This window comes from Cellulomonas sp. plas2, assembly GCF_057221735.1.
Window position 1 is genome coordinate 1,734,056 of the sequence record NZ_CM170155.1, and the last position, 21,526, is coordinate 1,755,581.

Genomic DNA, 21,526 nt, shown 5'->3' on the forward strand with positions numbered 1-21,526 from the left:
TAGGCCCGACGGTCAGGCCCGGGGTCAGGCTCGGCGGTCCACCGCGGCGCGGGCGAGGCCCAGCAGGCGCGAGCGCCCGGGCTCCGCCCAGTCGGCGGCCTCCGCCGCGTCGAGGGCCTGGCGGGCGAGCGCGTCGATGAGGGCCTCGACCTCGTCCACCGCGCCGCTCGCCTGGATGGCGGCGGCCAGCTCCGCGACCTGGACGGGCGACATGGACCGGTCCCCGAGTCGCCTCCGCACGAGCGCCTCGGTCGCGGTGTCCCCGGCCGCACGGGCCGCGGCCACCGCGCGGGCCACGAGCACGGTGCGCTTGCCCTCGAGCAGGTCGTCACCGGCCGGCTTGCCCGTCGTCGTCGGGTCCCCGAAGACCCCCAGCAGGTCGTCGCGGAGCTGGAACGCCTCGCCGAGGGGCAGCCCCACCGCCCGGAGCGCGGCGAGTTGCACCGTCGACGCGTCCGCGAGGCACGCCCCCAGCACGAGGGGGTGCTCCACGGAGTAGCGGGCGGCCTTGGCACGGACCACCTGCCGCGCGCGGCGCTCGTCGGCGGCAGGCTCCTCGCCCCACGGCAGGACCTGGGCGAGCACGTCGAGGTACTGCCCCACGGTCACCTCCGTGCGCATGAGGTCGAAGACCGCGCGCGCCGACCGGGCGCGCGGCGCCGGCGCGTCCGCGAGCGCCGCGGCGAACTCCTGCTCGCTGGCGACGAGAGCCAGGTCGCCGAGGAGGATCGCGGCCGAGGTGCCGAACTGGTCGGCGCGGCCCGACCAGCCGTGAGCGGTGTGCCGGGCGGCGAAGGCCCGGTGCGCGGCGGGCCGGCCGCGGCGCGTGTCCGACTCGTCCATCACGTCGTCGTGGAAGAGCGCGGCGGCCTGGAACAGCTCGAGCGACGCCCCCACGCGCAGCGCCGCCTCGGCCTCCGGCGTCCCCGGACGCCCGCCGTGCGCGCGGAAGGACCAGTAGCAGAAGGCCGCGCGCAGCCGCTTGCCGCCCCGCAGCATCTCCTCGAGGGCGTCGGCGACGGGTCCGGCGTCGTCGCCGGCCTGCGCCAGCACCAGCCGGAGGCGCACGAGGTGCTCCTCCACGCGCTGCCCGACGAGGGCGCGCACGTCCTCGACGCCCAGGACCTCCGTGTCGCTCACGCGGGCACTCTAGGTGCCGGTCGCGCGGACGGTGCCGCCCAGCGTCGCCGTGCGCGTGTCCCCGTCGTCGACGACGCCGAGCACGAGCAGCTCGCCGCCCTCGGAGCGCGCGAAGGTGCTCTGGGCCGCCAGCCCGGCCGGCGGTGCCGTCGACGTCTCCGTGAACCCGGCGGCCAGCAGGGGGTCCCGCAGGGCGGCGACGAGGGCCGCGACGTCCGCCGGCGACCGCAGGTTGAGGCTGATGCTCGTCAGGTCGGTGCCCTCGACGGGCTCCGCGGACGACACCAGCACCTCCGCACCCTCGGGCACGGGGACCAGGTCCGCCGGGAAGCCCTCGGCGAGAGCGCCGACGGTGCCGGCCGACGGGTCCGTCGAGGGCAGCACGCCCGTCGGGGCGGCCGTCGGCGTCAGCAGCGCGGTCGCGCCCGCCGGCGGGTCGAGCCGGGCCGGCGCGCTCGTGCTGCACCCGGCGACCCCGGCGCCCGCGGCGGCCACCAGCAGGGTGGCGACGACCCGACGGGGTGCGCGAACGGTCGGGACGGCGGGGCGCGGCACGCCGTCACTGTAGGTGAGCCACCGCGGCGCGGCGCGGCGCCGCCGAGCCGTCCCCAGCCCGGTCGACCCACCTCCCCGTCCACCGCCGGTCCGCGCGGGACCCGCGACGGGGCCTCCGTCGGGTGGGCTGCGCGGCATGGAACCCGTGACCCTCCGCGTGGCCGAGGCCCGCGAGCTGCTGTCCCTCCTGCCGCACCGGCTCGGCTTCGCGCCCGAGGAGAGTGCCGTGGTCGTGAGCTTGCGCCCGCCGCGCGGGGAGGTGGGCCTGGTCGCGCGGGTGGACCTGGCGGGCCTCGGGCGGCCCGAGGAGGGCGGGCGGCTCGCGCGCACGCTCGTCGGGCACCTGGGCCGGGACGGGGCGGCGCACGCCCTCCTCGTCCTCTACGTGCCCGAGGACCCGCGCACGCACCGCCGCCCCGACGTCGTCGCCGCCGTGGCCGCGCTGCGCGGCGCGGCGGAGCCCGTGCTCGGGGAGGTGCCGTGCTGGGTCGTCGCGGGGACGGGGTACCTGTCCCTCGACTGCACGGACCCCGCGTGCTGCCCACCGGGCGGGAGGCCGCTGCGCGAGCTCGAGTCGACGCAGGTCGGCGCCACGATGGTGGTCGCCGGCAGCGTCGTCCTCGCCTCGCGCGACGAGGTGGGCGTGGTGCGCCCCGCACCGGGGGAGGCGCGACGTGCGACCGCCCGGGCGCGGCGGCGGGCGGAGGACCGTCGCGCGGCCGCGCTCGCCGCACCGGGCACCGCCGCGCACGCGGTGTGGCGGTCCGACACGCTCGCCGCCTGGCGCCGTCTCGTGGACGCGACGGAGGCGGGACGGACGCCCGCCCCGCCGGACCTCGGCCGGGTGGAGGCGGGCCTGACGGACGCGACGGTGCGGGACGCGGTCCTGGTCACCTTCGTGCCCGGCACCGGGGACCTCGCCGAGCGCACGCTGGCGCCGGCCGGCCCCGCGCGGGACCGCGGCGAGGACGACGAGCTCGGCCGCGCGTTGTCCGCCCTGGTCGACCCGGTCGCCGGCGTCCGCCCGCCGGGCGCCGCCGCGGCCCTGGTGCGTGCCCTGGAGGCGGTCGTCGCGCACGGGCGGAGGGGCGCGCAGGCACCGGCCCGGACGCTCCTGGCGCTCCTGGCGTGGTGGCACGGCGACGGGGTGCGGGCCGCGGCGCACGTGGACGCCGCCCTGGCCGACGACCCCGCGCACGGGTTGGCGCTCCTCCTGCGCGACGTGGGCGAGGCAGGGCTGCCGCCGGGGTGGGCACGGCGCGAGCGGTCGGCGCGTGTCCCCTAGGTGCCGGGGGGCCCGCCCGGCCGGCCCGGGCGCTCGCGGCGTGCGGCCGTCGCCCCTCGGGTACGGTCGCACCTACGACGGCGGCGCCGGCGACGGGGCCCCTCCGGTGCCCGGCCGGCCCGCGACCAGTCCTGCACGCGGCCGGGCGGAGGGGAGAGCTGATGAGCATCGTCGTGGGGTACGTCGCGACGCCCGAGGGCCGGGCGGCGTTGGACGCCGCCGTGGCCGAGTCGCGGATGCGCTCCCTGCCGGTGCTGCTCGTCGCCAGCCTGGGGCCCGACGGGGACGCGGGCGGGCGCGCCGCCCTGGAGGACGAGCTGGCGGAGGTCGGCCGGCGGCTCGAGGCCGAGGGGGTGCCGCACGAGGTCCGGGTGATGGAGGGCGGCGACGTGGCCGACGACCTCATCTCCACCGCGGAGAGCACCGGGGCCGCCCTCGTCGTCCTGGGCCTGCGCCGCCGCAGCCCGGTCGGCAAGCTCATCCTCGGCGTCAACGCCCAGCGGGTGCTGTTCGACGCGCCCTGCCCGGTCCTGACGGCCAAACCTTCCGCCTGACCGGCGACGCCGGTCGCCGCCGTCGGTCGGCGACGGGAATACGGCGCGCCGGGGGTCCGTTGTGGCGTGGGTCCGACCCCGTCCCCACCCGTCGGGTCGCCCGACCGGGTGCTGGGGGTCGTCCGAGCACCCGCCGTCCCCCGTGCGGGACTCCTCGCCGGTCCGCAGGTGGTCGGTACAATATCCACCACCCCTTCCGGACGCCCTCCGGTTCGTGCTGCCGAAAGGTCCTCTGTGACGTCCCAGACCACGCATCCCGCGCTGCCCCGTGAGTTCGAGCACCCCGCCCTCCAGGACCTGGTCCGGCGCGGTCGCACGCACGGTGGTGTCGACGCGGCCGAGGTCCGTGCCGCGTGCGAAGGCGCCGACGTGCAGGACGCCAAGCGTCTGCGTGCCGTGCTCCGCGGCCTCGCGACGGCCGGCATCGAGGTGAAGGACGCCGTGGCCGCGCCGGCCCGTGCGGTCGCCGCGACGACGGCACGGACCCGGCCGAAGAGCGAGGCGGCCGTGGACGGCGAGGACGCCCCCGCCCGCCCCGCCCGTGCGAAGGCGGCGACCGCCAGGACCGCGACGAAGCCCGCCGCGGCGAAGGCCGTCACCGCTGCGAAGCCCACGAAGGCGGCTGCGGCCAAGGCCACGACGGCCAAGGCCGCCGCGACCAAGCCCGTCAAGGGCGCGCCGGTGGACGGCGACGACGAGGCGCTGGTGGAGGAGGACGGCCCGACCGCCGGGGCCGACCTCGAGGACGTCGCGATCGAGGAGGTCGAGGAGACCGACGAGGTCGTCGTGGCCCCCGAGGAGGACGCCACCGACGAGGTCGAGGCCGCGCCCGCCGCCGCGCGCTCCGAGGAGGGGGACGACGCCACCGGCTTCGTCGTCTCGGACGCCGACGACGACGACGCCCCCGCGCAGCAGGTCGTGACGGCCGGCGCCACGGCCGACCCGGTCAAGGACTACCTCAAGCAGATCGGCAAGGTCGCGCTCCTCAACGCGGAGCAGGAGGTCGAGCTCGCCAAGCGGATCGAGGCGGGCCTCTTCGCGGAGGAGCGCCTGGCGTCCGGCACGCAGATGGACGCCACCATGGAGCGCGAGCTCAAGTGGATCGCGCACGACGGCCGGCGCGCCAAGAACCACCTGCTCGAGGCGAACCTGCGCCTCGTCGTCTCCCTGGCCAAGCGCTACACGGGCCGCGGCATGCTGTTCCTGGACCTCATCCAGGAGGGCAACCTCGGTCTCATCCGTGCGGTCGAGAAGTTCGACTACACCAAGGGCTACAAGTTCTCGACGTACGCCACGTGGTGGATCCGTCAGGCCATCACGCGCGCGATGGCCGACCAGGCCCGCACCATCCGCATCCCGGTGCACATGGTCGAGGTCATCAACAAGCTGGCCCGCGTCCAGCGCCAGATGCTCCAGGACCTGGGCCGCGAGCCCACCCCGGAGGAGCTGGCCAAGGAGCTGGACATGACGCCCGAGAAGGTCGTCGAGGTCCAGAAGTACGGCCGCGAGCCGATCTCCCTGCACACGCCGCTCGGCGAGGACGGGGACAGCGAGTTCGGGGACCTCATCGAGGACTCCGAGGCCGTCGTCCCGGCCGACGCCGTCAGCTTCACGCTGCTGCAGGAGCAGCTGCACCAGGTGCTCGACACGCTGTCGGAGCGCGAGGCCGGCGTCGTGTCCATGCGGTTCGGCCTCACCGACGGCCAGCCGAAGACGCTGGACGAGATCGGCAAGGTCTACGGCGTCACGCGTGAGCGGATCCGGCAGATCGAGTCCAAGACGATGTCGAAGCTGCGGCACCCGTCGCGGTCGCAGGTACTGCGCGACTACCTCGACTGACCCGGCCTGCGGTCGCACGACACGACGGCCTCGTCCCTCAGGGACGGGGCCGTCGTGCTGCCCGGACGCAGGCGGAGGACGAAGGTCCCGCGGGCGTGGGGCCGTGCGCCCCTAGCGTGGGCGGCACGACCGGGGGTGGGGCAGCCACCGTCCCCCTCCCGTCGTGCGCGGCGCGCCGCGCGGCAGGGGGTGCCGTCGACGGCCGGGGGGCCGGGGACGACGACGGGCCCGGACCGTGGTCGGTCCGGGCCCGTCGGCCCTGCGGCGTCCTGCTCGACGCGCAGCGAGGTCGGTGTCGGGAGGTCAGATCAGCGTGCGGCCGCACCCGCGCCGGCACCGTGCTCGGCGTGGAGGCGGTCGGTCTCGTCCTGGACGTGGGTGGCCACGTCCGCGAACTTGGGGGCGTGCTCGCGCGCGTGGTGCGCGCAGAACAACAGGTCTCCGGCGTCCAGCACCACCCGGACGTACGCCTGCGCGCCGCAACGGTCGCAGCGGTCGGCCACGGTCAGAGGTGCGCTCATCGTGGTGTTCACGATGTCAGTCAACCATCCGAGGTCGGCATCCATGCCGTGAGGATCGACCGGTTCGCCCCCGGCGTACAGGTTTCCACCCGGTCGTCTCCGGACCGCAACACGGCGGTGACCTGGCCGTCACACCCCGTCGCGCCGTCGGCGGCGGCCCCTGCCGGCGCCCCCACCCGCTCCACCTGCGCCGCGACCCGTCCCCGCGGTCGTCGGACGGCGGCCGGGACCACCCCTCCGGGTGGTCTGTGGTGCTGACCACCCGTCCGAGGGATGGACGCGCCCGGTGGAGCACCGTGGTGCAGCACGTCGGCGCGGTGCCCGAAGGGGGTCGGGGCCGACCACCTACGATCAGGGGGTGACCGCCACGTCCTCCCCGTCCTCCTACACCGCCCGGCACCTGTCGGTGCTGGAGGGGCTGGAGGCGGTGCGCAAGCGCCCCGGCATGTACATCGGCACCACCGACAGCCGCGGCCTCATGCACTGCCTCTGGGAGATCATCGACAACTCCGTCGACGAGGCGCTCGGCGGGCACGGTGACCGCATCGAGGTCGTGCTGCACGCCGACCAGTCCGTCGAGGTGCGCGACAACGGCCGCGGCGTCCCGGTCGACACCGAACCGAAGACGGGCCTGACGGGGGTCGAGGTCGTCTTCACCAAGCTCCACGCGGGCGGCAAGTTCGGCGGCGGCTCGTACGCGGCCTCGGGCGGCCTGCACGGCGTCGGTGCCTCCGTGGTGAACGCGCTGTCGGCGCGGCTCGACGTCGAGGTCGACCGGCACGGCCGCACGCACCGCATGACGTTCCACCGTGGCGAGCCCGGGACGTTCGACGACTCCGCGGGCCGCGGCCCCGACTCCCCGTTCGAGCCGTTCGTGTCCGGGTCCGAGCTCGCGGTGGTCGGCAAGGTCGCCCGCGCGAGGACCGGGACGCGCGTGCGCTACTGGGCCGACCGGCAGGTCTTCCCCGCGACCGCGGTCTTCGGGTACGACGAGCTCGTCACCCGCGCGCGGCAGACGGCGTTCCTCGTGCCGGGCCTGACGATCGTCGTGCGCGACGAGCGCGGTCTCGCCGGCACGCCCGGTGCGGACGGCCCGCACGAGGAGACGTTCCGGTTCGACGGCGGCGTCGTCGACTTCGTCGAGCACCTGGCACCCGACGCGGCCGAGACGCCGACGTGGCACCTGACCGGCGCGGGCGACTTCACCGAGACCGTCCCCGTGCTCGACGAGCGGGGCCACATGACGCCGCAGGAGGTGCGGCGCACCTGCGAGGTGGACGTGGCGCTGCGCTGGGGCACCGGCTACGACACGGAGCTGCGCAGCTTCGTCAACATCATCGCCACCCCCAAGGGTGGCACCCACCAGGCGGGCTTCGAGCAGGGCCTGCTGCGCACGGTGCGCAAGGCGGTCGAGGCCAACGCGCGGCGGCTGAAGGTGTCGGGCAAGGACGCCGAGGAGCGCATCGAGAAGGAGGACGTTCTCGCCGGCCTCACGGCCGTCGTGACGGTCCGCCTCGCCGAACCGCAGTTCGAGGGCCAGACGAAGGAGGTCCTCGGCACGGCACCGGTCCGCGCGATCGTCGCCCGGGTGCTCGACACCCAGCTCGGTGCGGTGCTCGGGGCGACCGACCGGGCGGGCAAGGAGCACGCCACCCGCCTGCTGGAGAAGGTCGTCGGGGAGATGCGCGCGCGGCTGTCGGCGCGCAAGCAGAAGGAGATCTCCCGCCGCAAGAACGCGCTGGAGAGCTCGTCGCTGCCCCCGAAGCTGGCCGACTGCCGCAGCGACGACGTCTCGCGCAGCGAGCTGTTCATCGTCGAGGGGGACAGCGCGCTCGGCACCGCGAAGCTGGCGCGCAGCTCGGAGTTCCAGGCCCTGCTGCCCATCCGCGGCAAGATCCTCAACGTCCAGAAGGCGTCCGTCACGGACATGCTGAAGAACGCCGAGTGCGCGGCGATCATCCAGGTCGTCGGCGCCGGCTCCGGCCGCACCTTCGACCTCGAGGCCGCGCGCTACGGGAAGATCGTGCTGATGACGGACGCCGACGTCGACGGCGCCCACATCCGCACGCTCCTGCTCACGCTGTTCTTCCGGTACATGCGGCCCCTCGTCGAGGCGGGACGGGTGTTCGCCGCCGTCCCCCCGCTGCACCGGATCGAGGTGGTCGGCTCGGGCGGCCGCAAGGGCGAGTACCTCTACACGTACTCGGAGGCCGAGCTGGCCGCGACGCTGAAGAAGCTCGACCGGGCCGGTCGGCGCTACAAGGACGACATCCAGCGCTACAAGGGGCTGGGGGAGATGGACGCGGACCAGCTCGCGGAGACGACGATGGACCCGCGGCACCGGACCCTGCGGCGCGTGACGGCCGAGGCCGCGCAGCGCGCGGAGGAGGTCTTCGAGCTGCTCATGGGCTCCGACGTGGCACCCCGCAAGGACTTCATCGTCGCGGGGGCGACGGCGCTGGACCGCAGCCGCATCGACGTCTGAGCGCAAAGGGCTGGCCCCCCGCGCGTGCCGCGCGCCAGGGTGGGGGCATGGCCGGCACGACGACCTCGACGACAGCAACCGACCCGACGACCGCGACGACCCTGGCGCCCATCGCCGAGCGGGCCGCGCCGCCCGCCGCCCTGCCCGTGCCGGACGCCGCGCTGGGGCTCGCATGGCGCCCGCTGGCCCGGGCGGACGCGCCCGCGCTGCACGGCCTCGTCGAGGCGGTGGAGGTCGCCGACGGCGCGCCGGCGCGCACCGCCCCGGAGGAGGTCGAGGAGTACTTCGACGGGGAGTGGCGCGACCTGGACCGCGACACTCTCGGCGGGTTCGACCCCGACGGCGTGCTGCGGGCGTTCGCCGACGTCTCGACGGCACCCGGCGACCGCACGGTCGTGCGGGCGTTCCTGCGCGGCGGCGTGCACCCGGACGTGCGCGGGCGCGGGATCGGCCGCGCGGTGCTCGACTGGTCGGTCGGCCGGGGGCGCCAGCTCCTCGCGGCGTCCGGCAAGGAGCTGCCGGGCCGGATCGCCGCCTACGTCGACGACGACGCCCACGCCACGGTTGCGCTGCTGCGCCGGTCCGCCCTCGCGCCCGTGCGCTACTACACCGAGATGCGCCGGTCGCTCGCCGACCCCCTGCCGCCCGTGCGCCAGGTGCCCGGGGTGCGGCTCGAGCCGTTCTCGGCCGACCGGGACGAGCAGACGCGTCTGGCCACAACGAGGCCTTCGCCGACCACTGGGGCAGCGAGCCGCGCACCGCGGAGCAGTGGTCGCAGGGCCGCAGCATGTTCGCGCCGGCCTGGAGCGTCCTGGCGGTGGACGAGGCGACCGACGAGGTCGTCGGCTACGCCCTGTCCGGCCGGTACGAGCAGGACTGGCCCGTGGCCGGCTACTCCTCGGGCTACACCGAGCTGCTGGGCGTGCGGCGCGCGTGGCGCGGGCGCGGTGTGGCCGTCGCGCTGCTCGGCGCCGTCATGGCCGCCTACCGCGCCGACGGCGTCGAGTACGCCGAGCTGGGCGTCGACACCGCCAACCCCTCGGGCGCGCACGGCCTGTACGCCTCCCTCGGGTACGAGGCGTTCCACAGCTCGACGATGTGGAGCATCGAGCTGTAGGCCGCCGCGGACCGGTCGTCAGCCGACGGCGTGCACCGGGGCCGCGAGCGGCGTGCCGGACCCGTCCCGGCGCACGTCGACGCCGGGCAGGTCGACGGCCTGCCCGCCCGCCGCGACGGCCAGCGCCGGCGCCGGCCCGACCCAGGCCAGCAGCAGCGCGTCCTCGCCGCGCAGGAACCGGTGCGAGCGCACGCCGCCCGTCGCCCGCCCCTTGGCGGGGAAGACCGCGAACGGCGTCACCTTCGCGCTGCCCGCCTGCGTCCCCGGCAGTGCGGACGACGAGCCCGCCACCGTCACGACCTGCGCCTCCGTGCCGGGCGGCACCGCGGCGAGCGCGACGACCCGCGCGCCGGCGGCCAGCGCGATGCCGGCCATCCCGCCGGCGGGACGCCCCTGCGGCCGCACCGCCGACGCCGCGAACCGCAGCAGCGACGCGTCCGAGGAGACGAGGACGAGCTCGTCGTCGTCGCGCGCCTCGACCGCGCCGACGACCTCGTCGCCGGGCTTGAGGCCGATGACCTCCCAGGCGTCGCGGTTGGCCGGCACGTCCGCGCTGGCGACGCGCTTGACCACGCCGCCGGCGGTCGCCAGCGTCAGCGTCGGCGCGTCCGCCCCGAGGGCGCACAGCCCGACGACGCGCTCGCCGCGCTCGAGGGGCACGACCTCGGCCAGCGGCACCCCGCCGGACAGGCTCGGTGCGCCGGCGGCCGGCGCCAGGGCCGGCAGGTCGAGCACCGGCACCCGGACCACGCGGCCCGCCGACGTCACGGCGCCGACGTGCCCGCGCGCGGTGGCGAGCACCCCGCCGGCGAGCACGTCGTGGCGGGCGCGGTGCGCCGGGTCGGGGCGCGGCGGTGCCTCGGCGTCCGGGGTGCGCGCGAGCAGCCCCGTGGCCGACAGCAGCGCCCAGCACGGCGTGTCGGCGATCTCCAGCGGCGCGGCCGGGGCCCGTCCGCGCCCCCGCGCGGCGGCTGCCGCCGTGGCGCCCACGGCCGACCCGCCGGCGTGCTCCAGCAGCACCGTGCGCCGCGGCGTCCCGTACGTCTGCGCGACCTCGGCCATCTCGTCGCTGACCAGCTCGCGCAGGAGCTGGTCGTCGCCCAGCACCTCCTCGAGCTCGGCGATCTCCGCCGCGAGGCGGTCCCGCTCGGCCTCGAGCTCGAGCACCGAGAAGCGCGTGAGGCGCCGCAGCCGCAGCTCGAGGATGTACTCCGCCTGCGGCTCGGACAGGTCGAAGACCTGGCGCAGCCGGGTGCGTGCCGTCTCCGCGTCCTCCGCGGAACGGATGACCTGGATGACCTCGTCGATGTCGAGGATGGCGACGAGCAGGCCCGCCACGAGGTGGGCCCGGTCCTTGCGCTGCGCGAGCCGGTGCTCCGAGCGCCGCCGCACCACGTCGATGCGGTGGTCCACCCACACCTGCAGCAGCTCGCGCAGGCCCAGCGTCCGCGGCTGCCCCTCGACGAGCACGACGTTGTTGACGCTGAACGCGTCCTCCAGCGGCGTGTACCGGTAGAGCTGCTCGAGGACGGCCTCGGGGTGGAACCCGGACTTCACCTCGATGACGAGGCGCACGCCGTGCGTGCGGTCCGTGTGGTCGTCGAAGGAGGCGATGCCCTGCAGCCGCTTGGACTGCACGCCCTCCTTGATCTTCTCGCGGACCTTCTCCGGCCCGACGAGGTACGGCAGCTCCGTGACGACGATGCCCTGCCGCCGCGCCGTGACGTTCTCGATGCGGGCCGTGGCGCGCGTGCGGAACTGCCCGCGGCCCGTGCGGTACGCCTCGCGCACCCCGTCGAGCCCGACGATCTTGCCGCCCGTCGGCAGGTCCGGCCCCGGCACGAAGCGCAGGAGGTCCTCGAGGGTGGCGGCCGGGTGCGCGATGAGGTGGCGGGCGGCGGCCACGACCTCGACGAGGTTGTGCGGGACCATGTTCGTCGCCATGCCGACCGCGATCCCGCTCGCGCCGTTGACCAGCAGGTTCGGGATCGCCGAGGGCAGCACCGCCGGCTGCTGCAGCCGGTTGTCGTAGTTCGGGACGAAGTCGACGGTGTCCTCGTCGAGGTCCCGCGTCATCGCCGTGGCCGCCGGGGCCATCCGGGCCTCGGTGTACCGCGGGGCGGCGGGCCCGTCGTCGAGCGAGCCGAAGTTGCCGTGCCCGTCGATGAGCGGCAGGCGCAGCGAGAACGGCTGGGCGAGGCGGACCATCGCGTCGTAGATCGCCGCGTCGCCGTGGGGGTGGAGCTTGCCCATGACGTCGCCGACGACGCGCGCGCTCTTGACGTAGGGCCGGTCCGGGCGCAGGCCCATCTCGGACATCTGGAACAGGATGCGCCGCTGCACGGGCTTGAGGCCGTCGCGGGCGTCGGGCAGGGCGCGGGTGTAGATGACCGAGTAGGCGTACTCGAGGAACGACGCCTCCATCTCGGCGGCGACGTCGATGTCGACGATCCGCTCGGCGACGTCCGGTGGGGGGACGTCGGGGGAGGACGGGCGTCGCGCCATGGGCGGTGCCTCTCGGGACGGGGACGGGACTGCCGACCATTGTCGCCGCCCGCGCACCCGGGGACGGCACGACGCGCTGCGGGGGCCGCCGGGCTGGGTGGGGCGCGAGGTGCTCGCTAGGGTGGCGCGCATGGCAGACGTCGCGGCGGACGGGGCCGGCGCCGCCGTGCCGCCCGCGGGTGCGCGCGCTCCCGGGCCCGGGGCGTACCCCGCCGCGTGGGAGGCGGACGTCGTGCTCTACGACGGCTCGACGACCCACGTGCGGCCGATCCGGCCCGACGACGCCGAGGCCCTGCAGGCCTTCCACCTCGGGCAGTCCGAGCGCTCGACGTACATGCGCTGGTTCGCGCCGATGGAGCGGCTCTCGGAGCGAGACCTCACCCACCTGGTGACCGTCGACCACGACGACCGCGTCGCGCTGGTCGCGGTCACGGGTGGCGACGGGCCGGGCGACGACGAGCGCATCACCGCGGTGGCCCGCTACGACCGCATCGACCCCGACGTGGCCGAGGTGGCCTTCAACGTCTCCGACGCCCACCAGGGCAAGGGCCTGGGCTCGGCGCTGCTCGAGCACCTGGCCGCGGCGGCCCGCGAGCGCGGCGTGCGGCGGTTCGTCGCCGAGGTGCTGCCGCAGAACGGGCGCATGATCGCGACCTTCCGCGAGGCCGGGTACGCCGTGCGGCAGCACACGGAGGACGGCGTCGTCTCCGTGGAGTTCGACATCGACCCCACCGAGCGCTCGCTCGAGGTCATGGCGGACCGCGAGCACCGCGCGGAGGCGCGGTCGGTCCGCGGCATGCTCGGCGCGCGGTCGGTCGTCGTCGTCGGGCCGGGCAGCGGTGCGACGGGCGTCACCGTCCGGCTGGCGCAGACCGTCACGGGCGCCCTGCGCGCGGGCGACCCGACGCTGCCGGTGCACACCGTCGGCGTGCCCGGCCGTCCGGGGGAGGCGGACCGTTGGGCCGCCCTGGCGGAGCTGCCGACGCCCGTGGACCTCGCGGTGCTGGCGGTGGAGGCGGCCGACGCCGAGGGGTTCGTCCGGGCGCTCGCGCGGCACGGCGTGCGGGCGTGCGTCCTGCTCTCGGCGGGCTTCGGCGAGACCGGCGCGCAGGGGCTCGACCTGCAGCGCCGGCTGCTGCGCGCCGCCCGGGGGACGGGCCTGCGCATCGTGGGGCCGGCGTCCTTCGGGCTCGTCGCGGTGCGGCCGGACGGCTCCGTCCTCGACGCCTCGCTCGTGCGCGAGACGCTGCCGCGGGGGCGCGTGGGCCTGTTCTGCCAGTCGGCGCAGGTGGCGGTCGGGCTGGCGGGCGCGGTGCGGCGGCGCGGCCTCGGCGTCGCGCAGTTCGTCTCGGCCGGGCACCGCGCCGACGTGTCCGGCAACGACCTCATGCAGTTCTGGACCGACGACGAGAGCACCGACGTCGTGGCGCTCGCGCTGGAGAGCATCGGCAACCCTCGCAAGTTCCAGCGCATCGCGCGGCGGCTGTCCGCGACGAAGCCCGTCGTCGTCGTCACGGCCGGGCGGTCGGGACAGGTGGTGCCGCCCGGGCACCAGGTGCGCTCGACGTACGCGCCGGCGCGCACGCTCGACGAGATGATGCGCCATGCCGGCGTCATCCGCGTCGAGAGCACCGGAGCGATGCTCGACCTCGTGCAGCTCCTCGCGCACCAGCGGCTGCCCGCCGGTCGGCGCTGTGCGGTCCTGGCGGGGTCCGCGACGGTCGCCGCCGTGGTCGTGGAGGCCGCCGCGGGCGCGGGTCTCGTCGTCCGCCAGGACCCCGTCGTCGTCCCGGAGGACGCCGGGCCGGACGCCGTGGCCGCCGCGGTCGAGCAGGTCTACGCGCAGGACGCCGACGTCGTCGTGGCGGTGCGCGTGCCGACGGTGTACGGCCCCGACCCGGTGCTGCACCGGGCCGTGGCCGAGGCGGCGGCGCGCACGGGCCGCCCCACCGCGGCGTGCTTCACCGGGCTGAGCGGCATCACCGCCGACCTCACGGCGCCCGGACCCGACGGGCGGCCCTGCACGGTCCCGGCGTTCGGCACCGCCGAGGACGCGGCGCTCGCGCTCGGGCGGGCGGCGCGCTACGCCCGCCGGCGGGCGGAGGACCGCGGCCGGCCCGTCGCGCCGCCCGGCGTCGACGTGCGCGCCGCCCGGCGGCTCGTGCGCGCGTGGTCCGCGTCGGACGGCGCCCCCGTGGCCCTCGACGCCGCGCGCACGGCCACCCTGCTGTCGGCGGTCGGGATCGGCGTCGTGCCCGCCGTCCCGGCGCGCGACGCGGAGGAGGCCGTGCGCGCGGCCCGTGCCATGGGCTACCCGGTCGCGCTGAAGACGACCGTGCCCGCGCTGCGCCACCGCGCCGACCTCGGCGGCGTGCGCCTCGACCTCGAGGACGACGACGAGGTGCGCGCCGCGGCGGCCGCGCTCGCCGCCGTGACCCAGGGGCAGCGGCCCGCGGTCGACGAGGCGCCGCTGGAGGTGCAGGCGATGGTGGAGCAGGGCGTCTCGTGCGTCCTGCGCTCGACGGAGGACCCGCTCTTCGGGCCCGTGCTGAGCTTCGGGGTGGCGGGGGACGCCACGGACCTGCTGGGGGACGTGGCGCTCGCGATGCCGCCCCTCACGGACGCCGACGTCGCCGCCTTCGTGCGCTCCCCGCGCGCCGCCGCGCGGCTCTACGGGTACCGCGGCAGCCCCGCCCTGGACGCCGCCGCGCTGGAGGACCTCGTCGCGCGCGTGAGCCTGCTCGCCGACGGGCTGCCGGAGCTGCGCTCGCTCGAGCTCAACCCCGTCGTCGTCACGCTGGACGGCGTCCGGGTGCTCGGCGCCCGCGCCGGCATCGGCCCCGCGGACCGCTCCGACGCCCCCGCGAGGGCGCTCGGCCGCTGACCCGGCCGTGCGATCATGAGCCGTGCCTGCCGTTCCCGCCCACCTGCGCCACGACCTGCACCGGGCGGGGTACTACCCCGACCTCGTCGCCGACGTCCTCGACGTCGCGCTGGCCGAGGAGCCCGTGCTCGCCCACCTCGTGCACCCCGAGACGACGTTCGACGCCGACGAGGTGCGCCGGCACGTCACCGTGCTGGCGCTGACGCCGACGCGGCTGGTCGTCGCCCACGTCGACGACCACCCGGCGGACTCCGAGCACCCGTCCGCAAGCGCCTCGGCGACGACGGAGGCCGTCCCCGTCACGAGCCTGCGGTCGGTCGCCGTCACGCACGTCGTCGACGCCCCGGCGGAGCACCGGCCCGGGCGCACGGCCACCGAGGTGACGCTCGCGGTGGGGTGGGGCGGCGTCTCCCGGGTCGACCTCGAGCCGGCCACGTGCGGCGACCCGGCGTGCGACGCGGACCACGGCCTCACCGGCACGCTCAGCCCCGACGACGTCGTCGTGCGCGTCAGCTCCGCGGCGGAGGGCGAGCACGCCGTGCGCGCCGCGCTCGACTTCGCCCGGCGCCTCTCGGCCGCCAGCGCCCGCGGCTGATGCCGGCGCGGCACGTCGCGACGTCACCCGTGGAGGAGGCCGCCGCCGCGGCCGGCTTCCTTCACCCCGGCGGCCCGCGCCGCCTGGGCCGCGTCCTGCCGGCGCTCGCCGACGTCCTGGGGGTCGCCGTGCACCCCGACGGCCCGGACGCGCGTGCGGCGCTCGGCCTGCCGACGGCCGAGCGCGTGTGCGTCGTCCTCGTCGACGGGCTCGGGCACCTCAACCTCGCCGAGCGGGCCGGGCACGCGCCGTTCCTCCGCTCGCTCCTGGCCGGCAGCGAGCCGCTGACGAGCCCCGTGCCGTCGACCACCGCCACCGCGATGGGCACGTTCGGCACGGGGGAGGGGCCGGGCCGGACCGCGATGCTCGGCTACACCGTGCGGGACCCCGCCACGGGGGCGCTCGGCAACCTCGTGTCCTGGACGGACCTGCCCGCGCCGCGCGCGTGGCAGCGCGTCCCCGGCCTCCTGGCCGCGCTGGCGGGGGCGGGCGTGGCGACGACGAGCATCGGTCCCGCGCGGTTCGCCGGCAGCGGCCTGACCGAGGCGGCGCTGGCCGGTGCCGCGTTCGTCGCCGCCGAGCCGCTGGGCGCCCGGGTGGACGCTGCCGTGCGCACGCTGCGCCGGCCGGGCCTGACCTACCTCTACTGGGGCGACGTCGACAAGGCCGGCCACCACCACGGCTTCGGGTCGGCCGCGTGGGGGGCCGCGCTCGAGGACGTCGACGCCGAGCTGCGGCGGCTGGCGCGCTCGCTGCCGGCGAGCACGCTGCTCGTCGTCACCGCCGACCACGGCATGGTCGACGTCGACCGCGCGCGGCGGTGGGACGTGGCGGCCGACCCCGTGCTCGGCCGGGACGTGGCGCTGGTGGCGGGGGAGCCGCGCGCCCTGCACCTGCACCTGGCACCGGGCGCGGACGCCCCGGCCGTGGCCGGCCGGTGGCGCGACGTGCTGGGGGAGCACGCGGTCGTCGGCACGCGGGAGGAGGTCGTGGCGGCCGGGTGGTTCGGCCCCGTCGACCCGCACGTCCTGCCCGTCGTGGGGGACGTCGTCGTGGCGATGACGGGGCGGGCGACCGTCGTGGACTCCGCGACGCAGAGCGCGGCGTCGCTCGAGCTGGTCGGGGTGCACGGGTCGCGCACGCCCGCGGAGATGCTCGTGCCGCTGCTCGTCGCCGGGGGTGCGTGAGGCGTGGCCGAGCTCGTCTTCTTCTCCGGCACGATGGACTGCGGCAAGTCGACGCTGGCGCTGCAGATGCACCACAACCACGCGGCGCGCGGCCGCCACGGCCTGCTGTTCACGCAGCACGACCGGGCCGGGACGGCCGTCATCTCCTCGCGGCTGGGCCTGGCCCGCCGCGCCGACGAGGTGACGGCGGCGACCGACTTCTGGGAGCTCGTGCTCGCCCGGCGCGGGGCGGGGCACGCGGTGGACTACCTCGTGTGCGACGAGGCGCAGTTCTACGCGCCCGAGCAGGTGGAGGCGCTCGCGCGGGTCGTGGACGAGCTCGAGGTGGACGTCTTCGCCTTCGGCATCACGACCGACTTCCGCGCCCGGCTCTTCCCGGGGTCGGCACGGTTCGTCGAGCTGGCCGACCGGGTCGAGGTGCTGCAGGTCCGGGCGCTGTGCTGGTGCGGCGCCCGCGCCACGCACAACGCACGCACCGTCGGCGGTCGCATGGTCGTCGAGGGGGCGCAGGTCGTCGTCGGCGACGTCGACCCCTCCGCGGAGGACGTCGCCTACGAGGTGCTGTGCCGACGCCACCACGTGCGCCGCATGACGGCCGCGACGGCCCGCGCGCACGCGCCGGCCCCCGCCGGCGGCTGATGGTCGCGCGGCCCGGGCCGCGCGATCCGGGGCGACTCCGGGCTACTCGGGACGCGCCCCGAAGACGATCTCGTCCCAGCTCGGCACCTTCGCGCGGCCGCGGCGCGCCGCCCGCGGCCGGTCCGCGGGCGACGAGCCTGCCGACCCCGTCGCCGCGAGCGGCTGCTCGGCGGACGCGGTCTGACCGCTCGTGGCCGGTGCCGCCGTGCCCGTCTCCGTGCCCGTCCCCGTGCCCGTCCCCGGCTCGGGCGAGCCCGGGGCCGGCGGGCGGGGCGCCTCGGCGTCCGTCGTGCTCGCGGTCTCGCGGACGACGGGCCCGACGGGAGTGCGCTGCCGACCGGTGAGGGCCAGGACGCGCGCCTCGGTCCGCGGGTCGGCGTCCACCGGGTGCGCCCCGGGGACCTGGGCCTCGAGGTGCCCGAAGTCGAAGGTCCGCTGCGGCCCGAAGCCCTCGAACTCCTCGTCGTCGTCGCCGGGCGGCTCGTCGTCGAGGGGCTGGCGCACGCCGCGCCGGGCGCGCAGGTCGTCGAGCAGCGCGGCCGTCGGGTCGTCGACCGGGCCCGCCGCGTCCGGCCCGCCGTCGCCGGCGGGGACCTCGTCGTGCGGCGTGCCGTCACCGGCGGGGATTCCCCCGGCGGGCAGGTCGAACACGACGTCGCGCACGGCGGCGAGGTGCCGGCGGCCCAGGAGGTCGGCGGGGATCTCGGTCTCCGACAGCCAGCGGGCCTCGTCCTCCTCGGCGGCCACCGTGCGGGCCGCGCCGTCGAAGGTCCAGCGGGCCTCCCGCCGGTCCTCCCCGACGACGAAGCGCGCCGCGACGGTCCACGGCCGCCCCACCTCGCGGAAGGCGTCCCACGACAGCGTGTCGGGGTCGACGCCGCGCGCGGCGAGCCGGTCGGTGACGAGGTCCCCGAGCACCGGGGCGTCGGCCTCGCGGCCGATGCGGGTGGCGCGCGCCTGGTCGGCGACGTACTCGCGCTCCGCCATGACGGGGCCCTCGTAGCGGCGGACGTGGTCCACGGAGGTGCCGGCAGCGGTCGCGACCTCCTGGGCCGTCGCCCCCGCCCGGATGCGGGCCTGGATCTCGCGCGGGCTCAGGCTCGCAGCACCGCCGGAGCGCAGCTGCTCCAGCTGCGGCCGGTCGCGCCGCACCGCGGCCCGCAGGGCGTCGTCGATGCGGAGCCGGTAGCGCGGGGCGCCCGGTCCGGCGCCGGGTCCGGCCAGGACGACGTGCTCGCCGTCCTCGTGCAGCCCGACGAGCTCGAGCTCAGCCATGGGTCCTCCCGTTCGTCTCCCCGCAGGGTGCCATCCCCAGGGGCGGGTGTCGGGGACCCGCGCCGGTGTGCCGTCGCCCGCCGGGCAGGACGGGGCAGAGGACGGAGGCAAGGACGGAGCAGAGGACGGGGCAGAGGACGGGGCGGAGGACGGGGCGGAGGACCCGGCAGGGGATAGTGGCGGGTGTGAGCACCCCGACGCCCCCTCCGACCGCCCCGGACCGCCTCCCCCAGCAGCACGACCTCGACGCCCTCCTGGCGGTCGCGGAGACCGTGGCGCGGGAGGCCGGCGCGCTCGTCCACGAGGGCCGCCCCGAGCGGGTCACGGTCGCGGCGACGAAGTCGTCCCCGCAGGACGTGGTGACCGCGATGGACGTCGCCTCGGAGACGCTGCTGCGCCGGCGGCTGGCCGAGCTGCGGCCGGACGACGGCGTCCTCGGGGAGGAGGGCACCGACCACGCCGGCACCAGCGGGGTCACGTGGGTCGTCGACCCCATCGACGGCACGGTGAACTACCTGTACGGCATCGACGACTACGCGGTGTCGGTCGCGGCGGTCGTCGGCGACCCGGACCCCGCGACGTGGACGGTCCTCGTCGGGTGCGTGCACGCGCCCGCCGTCGGCACCACGTACACCGCCGCCCGCGGCCGGGGCGCGTGGCGCGACGGCGTGCCCCTGCAGGTGAACGCGGACGTGCCGCTCGCCCTGTCGCTCGTCGGCACGGGGTTCGGCTACGAGGCGGAGCGACGGCGGGCGCAGGGGGCCGTGGTCGCGGCGCTGCTGCCGCAGGTGCGCGACGTGCGCCGCATCGGGTCGGCCGCGCTCGACCTGTGCCGGCTCGGCGCCGGAGGTCTCGACCTGTACTACGAGCGCGGCCTCAACCCCTGGGACCTGGCGGCCGGGCAGCTCGTCGCCCAGGAGGCGGGCGCCGTCGTCACGGGGCTGCACGGTCGCCCGCCGGGCCGCGACATGACCGTCGCGGGGCCGCCCGCGGGGCAGGCGGAGCTCGTCCGGCTGCTGGAGGGGCTGCGCGCCGACGAGGGCGCGTAGCCGGTCGCGGACGCCTGCGGGATAGGGCACAATCCCTGCCGCCGTCGCGGGAACAAACCCCGGCGGCCGGGCATTGGAGGGTCGCCGGCCGAGCGGGGACGCGCGGGGGGACCGGCGGGAGCGGGGCGCACGGCGCCGCCGCACCCGCGGGCGCCCGCCGCGTCACGCGTGGCCGGTGCACCGGCGCCCGGCGGCGGTGCGTGGACGAGAGGCCGACCCGCAGGGGCCGGCGGGAGACGGAGAACATCATGGCGACCGACTACGACGCACCGCGCAAGACCGAGGAGGATCTGTCCGAGGACTCCCTCCAGGAGCTCCAGGCGCGGCGCTCCGACAAGAGCTCGGGCCAGGTGGACGAGGACGAGACGGAGGCCGCCGAGGGCTTCGAGCTCCCCGGCGCGGACCTGTCCGGCGAGGAGCTGAGCGTCCGGGTGCTGCCGCGCCAGGCCGACGAGTTCACGTGCTCGTCCTGCTTCCTGGTGCACCACCGCAGCCAGCTGGCGGGGGAGAAGAACGGGCAGCCCATCTGCTCGGAGTGCGCGGCCTGACGCCGCTGCCGGCGCCGGTGGGCCCGCTCGGCGCCTAGCGGCGCGAGCCACCCGCGGCGCCGGCCCGCACCAGGGCGGCGGCGAGCGCCTCCGGCGAGCGCGTCGACACGAGCCAGTACGGGGTCGGGTCGGCGGGGTCGTCCAGGTCGGCGCGGACCACCGTGGGGATCCACCCGCGGAGGCAGACGTGGGCGCGGGCGTCGAGACCCGGACCGAGCGCGGTCCGGGTCTCCTGCACGTCCAGGGGCTGCACGGCGCCGAGCAGGTGGACGGGCACGGCCGCCCCGCCCGCGCGCAGGGTGCTCGTCGTGACCTCGACGACGGGGGCCGAGCGCACGAGGGCCACGCCCACGACCACGGCCGCGACAAGGCCCCCGGCGACCGCCAGCAGGGGGTCGACGGGGATGAGCACCGCGCCGAAGGTGACGACGAGGAGCAGCGCGAACAGCCAGCCGCCCCGCCCCACGGTCAGGCGCTCGCGGTGCAGCACGACCTCCGCCCCCTCGTCCCCACCGGGCCGTCGGGGCGGCTGCGCGGGACCTGGTCCGGGGGTGTCGTCGTGCACCGCCCCAGCATCTCAGACCGGCGCCGGTGCGGCGTGGGGGTGCGGGTCGACGCGATGCCCGCACGTCCCGGCGCGGCGGGTAGGGTCGCGGCCCGTGACCGAGCCCGTGACCGAGCGCGCCGACCAGCACCCGTCGTCGCCGGCCGGTGCCGCGCCGCTGGTGGTGGCGCTGCGTCGGCTGGACCCGGACCTGCCGGTCCCCGTGCACGCCCACCCGGGCGACGCCGGGGTCGACCTGCTGGCCCGCGAGGCCGTGGTCGTGCCGCCCCTCGGCCGGGCCACCGTGCCGACGGGCATCGCGATCGCGCTGCCCGAGGGGTGGGCGGCGTTCGTGCACCCGCGCTCCGGGCTCGCCGCCCGGCACGGCCTGACCGTGCTCAACGCCCCCGGGACGGTCGACGCGGGCTACCGCGGCGAGGTGGCGGTGGTCCTGCACAACACGGACGCGACGGAGCCCGTGCGGCTCGCGCGCGGCGACCGGGTCGCCCAGCTCGTCGTGCAGCGCGTCGAGCAGGTGCGGTTCGCCGAGGTCGACGAGCTGCCCGGCTCCGTGCGGGGCGCCGGCGGCTTCGGGTCGAGCGGCGGCTGGACGCCGCCGCCTGGGCCGGTCGGGGGAGCGTCCTGAGGTCCGCTCCCGGCGCGCCGCGCCGCGGGGTTACTGTCGGGGGAGCCGAGACGGCGGTGCGACGCACGGCCGGAGGGAGTGAGCGACGTGGGTCTGTTCCGACGTGCCAGGACCGCACCCGGGCCGGAGGCGGCCCCGGGTGAGGCGGGTCCGGCCCC

The 21,526-nt window shown here is 77.0% G+C and carries 18 protein-coding genes; 12 read left to right on the forward strand and 6 right to left on the reverse strand.

The window, feature by feature from the left end:
• Positions 1-24 precede the first annotated feature (24 nt).
• Complete coding sequence (locus AC2TDM_RS07725) at positions 25-1,140, reverse strand: polyprenyl synthetase family protein (RefSeq protein WP_484636279.1); 1,116 nt, start codon at positions 1,138-1,140, stop codon at positions 25-27.
• A 9-nt stretch (positions 1,141-1,149) separates the two neighbouring features.
• Positions 1,150-1,695 carry a hypothetical protein gene (locus AC2TDM_RS07730; protein ID WP_484636280.1) on the reverse strand — a complete coding sequence of 182 codons (546 nt, stop codon included), beginning with the start codon at positions 1,693-1,695 and terminating at the stop codon, positions 1,150-1,152.
• Between the two features lie 136 nt (positions 1,696-1,831).
• Between AC2TDM_RS07730 and AC2TDM_RS07735 the strand changes: the two genes are divergently transcribed.
• From AC2TDM_RS07735 to AC2TDM_RS07745, 3 genes are all read left to right on the forward strand, one after another.
• Positions 1,832-2,980 (forward strand): DUF4192 domain-containing protein, encoded by a 1,149-nt coding sequence (locus AC2TDM_RS07735; RefSeq protein WP_484636281.1) that lies wholly within the window; start codon positions 1,832-1,834, stop codon positions 2,978-2,980.
• 161 nt (positions 2,981-3,141) lie between these two features.
• A complete protein-coding gene (locus AC2TDM_RS07740; RefSeq protein ID WP_090030726.1) occupies positions 3,142-3,534 on the forward strand; it encodes a universal stress protein in 393 nt (130 codons plus the stop codon).
• A 234-nt stretch (positions 3,535-3,768) separates the two neighbouring features.
• Entirely contained in the window at positions 3,769-5,373 is a 1,605-nt protein-coding gene (locus AC2TDM_RS07745) for an RNA polymerase sigma factor (RefSeq protein ID WP_090030729.1), read from the forward strand.
• A 308-nt stretch (positions 5,374-5,681) separates the two neighbouring features.
• On the opposite strand, the gene AC2TDM_RS07750 is transcribed toward AC2TDM_RS07745, so the two are convergent.
• Positions 5,682-5,939, reverse strand: coding sequence for a DUF7455 domain-containing protein (locus AC2TDM_RS07750; RefSeq protein ID WP_175499232.1), 258 nt, complete (start codon positions 5,937-5,939; stop codon positions 5,682-5,684).
• A gap of 313 nt (positions 5,940-6,252) precedes the next feature.
• Here AC2TDM_RS07750 and AC2TDM_RS07755 point away from each other — a divergent pair, with 313 nt between their 5' ends.
• Positions 6,253-8,379 carry a DNA gyrase/topoisomerase IV subunit B gene (locus AC2TDM_RS07755; protein ID WP_484636282.1) on the forward strand — a complete coding sequence of 709 codons (2,127 nt, stop codon included), beginning with the start codon at positions 6,253-6,255 and terminating at the stop codon, positions 8,377-8,379.
• A gap of 787 nt (positions 8,380-9,166) precedes the next feature.
• Entirely contained in the window at positions 9,167-9,496 is a 330-nt protein-coding gene (locus AC2TDM_RS07760; protein ID WP_484636283.1) for a GNAT family N-acetyltransferase, read from the forward strand.
• A gap of 18 nt (positions 9,497-9,514) precedes the next feature.
• Here AC2TDM_RS07760 and AC2TDM_RS07765 read toward each other — a convergent pair whose 3' ends face one another.
• Positions 9,515-12,001, reverse strand: coding sequence for a DNA gyrase/topoisomerase IV subunit A (locus AC2TDM_RS07765; RefSeq protein ID WP_484636284.1), 2,487 nt, complete (start codon positions 11,999-12,001; stop codon positions 9,515-9,517).
• 130 nt (positions 12,002-12,131) lie between these two features.
• Here AC2TDM_RS07765 and AC2TDM_RS07770 point away from each other — a divergent pair, with 130 nt between their 5' ends.
• Genes AC2TDM_RS07770 through AC2TDM_RS07785 form a run of 4 tightly spaced genes read left to right on the forward strand, consistent with a single transcriptional unit; the run spans position 12,132 to position 17,306 of the window.
• Positions 12,132-14,885: a GNAT family N-acetyltransferase gene (locus AC2TDM_RS07770; RefSeq protein ID WP_090030738.1), complete on the forward strand. Its 2,754-nt coding sequence runs from the start codon at positions 12,132-12,134 to the stop codon at positions 14,883-14,885.
• A gap of 22 nt (positions 14,886-14,907) precedes the next feature.
• Positions 14,908-15,480 (forward strand): DUF5998 family protein, encoded by a 573-nt coding sequence (locus AC2TDM_RS07775; protein WP_090030741.1) that lies wholly within the window; start codon positions 14,908-14,910, stop codon positions 15,478-15,480.
• A complete protein-coding gene (locus AC2TDM_RS07780) occupies positions 15,480-16,667 on the forward strand; it encodes an alkaline phosphatase family protein (protein ID WP_090030743.1) in 1,188 nt (395 codons plus the stop codon). The genes AC2TDM_RS07775 and AC2TDM_RS07780 overlap by 1 nt, the downstream gene beginning before the upstream one ends.
• A gap of 3 nt (positions 16,668-16,670) precedes the next feature.
• Positions 16,671-17,306 (forward strand): thymidine kinase, encoded by a 636-nt coding sequence (locus tag AC2TDM_RS07785; RefSeq protein ID WP_090030745.1) that lies wholly within the window; start codon positions 16,671-16,673, stop codon positions 17,304-17,306.
• 42 nt (positions 17,307-17,348) lie between these two features.
• Here AC2TDM_RS07785 and sepH read toward each other — a convergent pair whose 3' ends face one another.
• The gene (gene sepH, locus AC2TDM_RS07790; RefSeq protein WP_484636285.1) at positions 17,349-18,581 is read right to left on the reverse strand and encodes a septation protein SepH; all 1,233 of its coding nucleotides are present in this window, start codon (positions 18,579-18,581) and stop codon (positions 17,349-17,351) included.
• 185 nt (positions 18,582-18,766) lie between these two features.
• Here sepH and AC2TDM_RS07795 point away from each other — a divergent pair, with 185 nt between their 5' ends.
• Both AC2TDM_RS07795 and AC2TDM_RS07800 read left to right on the forward strand, forming a co-directional pair.
• A complete protein-coding gene (locus tag AC2TDM_RS07795) occupies positions 18,767-19,630 on the forward strand; it encodes an inositol monophosphatase family protein (RefSeq protein WP_090030956.1) in 864 nt (287 codons plus the stop codon).
• Positions 19,631-19,878: 248 nt separating this feature from the next.
• Positions 19,879-20,178 carry a DUF4193 domain-containing protein gene (locus AC2TDM_RS07800; protein WP_090030752.1) on the forward strand — a complete coding sequence of 100 codons (300 nt, stop codon included), beginning with the start codon at positions 19,879-19,881 and terminating at the stop codon, positions 20,176-20,178.
• Between the two features lie 34 nt (positions 20,179-20,212).
• Here AC2TDM_RS07800 and AC2TDM_RS07805 read toward each other — a convergent pair whose 3' ends face one another.
• Positions 20,213-20,743 (reverse strand): DUF3093 domain-containing protein, encoded by a 531-nt coding sequence (locus AC2TDM_RS07805; protein ID WP_090030754.1) that lies wholly within the window; start codon positions 20,741-20,743, stop codon positions 20,213-20,215.
• Positions 20,744-20,837: 94 nt separating this feature from the next.
• Between AC2TDM_RS07805 and dut the strand changes: the two genes are divergently transcribed.
• Complete coding sequence (gene dut, locus AC2TDM_RS07810; protein ID WP_203708945.1) at positions 20,838-21,368, forward strand: dUTP diphosphatase; 531 nt, start codon at positions 20,838-20,840, stop codon at positions 21,366-21,368.
• Positions 21,369-21,526: the final 158 nt, after the last annotated feature.

Excerpts from the sequence above, each read along its gene's own strand:
- AC2TDM_RS07735 (WP_484636281.1), top strand. The coding sequence starts at position 1,832 with ATGGAACCCGTGACCCTCCGCGTGGCCGAGGCCCGCGAGCTGCTGTCC.
- AC2TDM_RS07740 (WP_090030726.1), top strand. The coding sequence starts at position 3,142 with ATGAGCATCGTCGTGGGGTACGTCGCGACGCCCGAGGGCCGGGCGGCG.
- AC2TDM_RS07750 (WP_175499232.1), bottom strand. The coding sequence starts at position 5,939 with ATGGATGCCGACCTCGGATGGTTGACTGACATCGTGAACACCACGATG.
- AC2TDM_RS07760 (WP_484636283.1), top strand. The coding sequence starts at position 9,167 with ATGTTCGCGCCGGCCTGGAGCGTCCTGGCGGTGGACGAGGCGACCGAC.
- AC2TDM_RS07765 (WP_484636284.1), bottom strand. The coding sequence starts at position 12,001 with ATGGCGCGACGCCCGTCCTCCCCCGACGTCCCCCCACCGGACGTCGCC.
- AC2TDM_RS07770 (WP_090030738.1), top strand. The coding sequence starts at position 12,132 with ATGGCAGACGTCGCGGCGGACGGGGCCGGCGCCGCCGTGCCGCCCGCG.
- AC2TDM_RS07780 (WP_090030743.1), top strand. The coding sequence starts at position 15,480 with ATGCCGGCGCGGCACGTCGCGACGTCACCCGTGGAGGAGGCCGCCGCC.
- sepH (WP_484636285.1), bottom strand. The coding sequence starts at position 18,581 with ATGGCTGAGCTCGAGCTCGTCGGGCTGCACGAGGACGGCGAGCACGTC.
- AC2TDM_RS07800 (WP_090030752.1), top strand. The coding sequence starts at position 19,879 with ATGGCGACCGACTACGACGCACCGCGCAAGACCGAGGAGGATCTGTCC.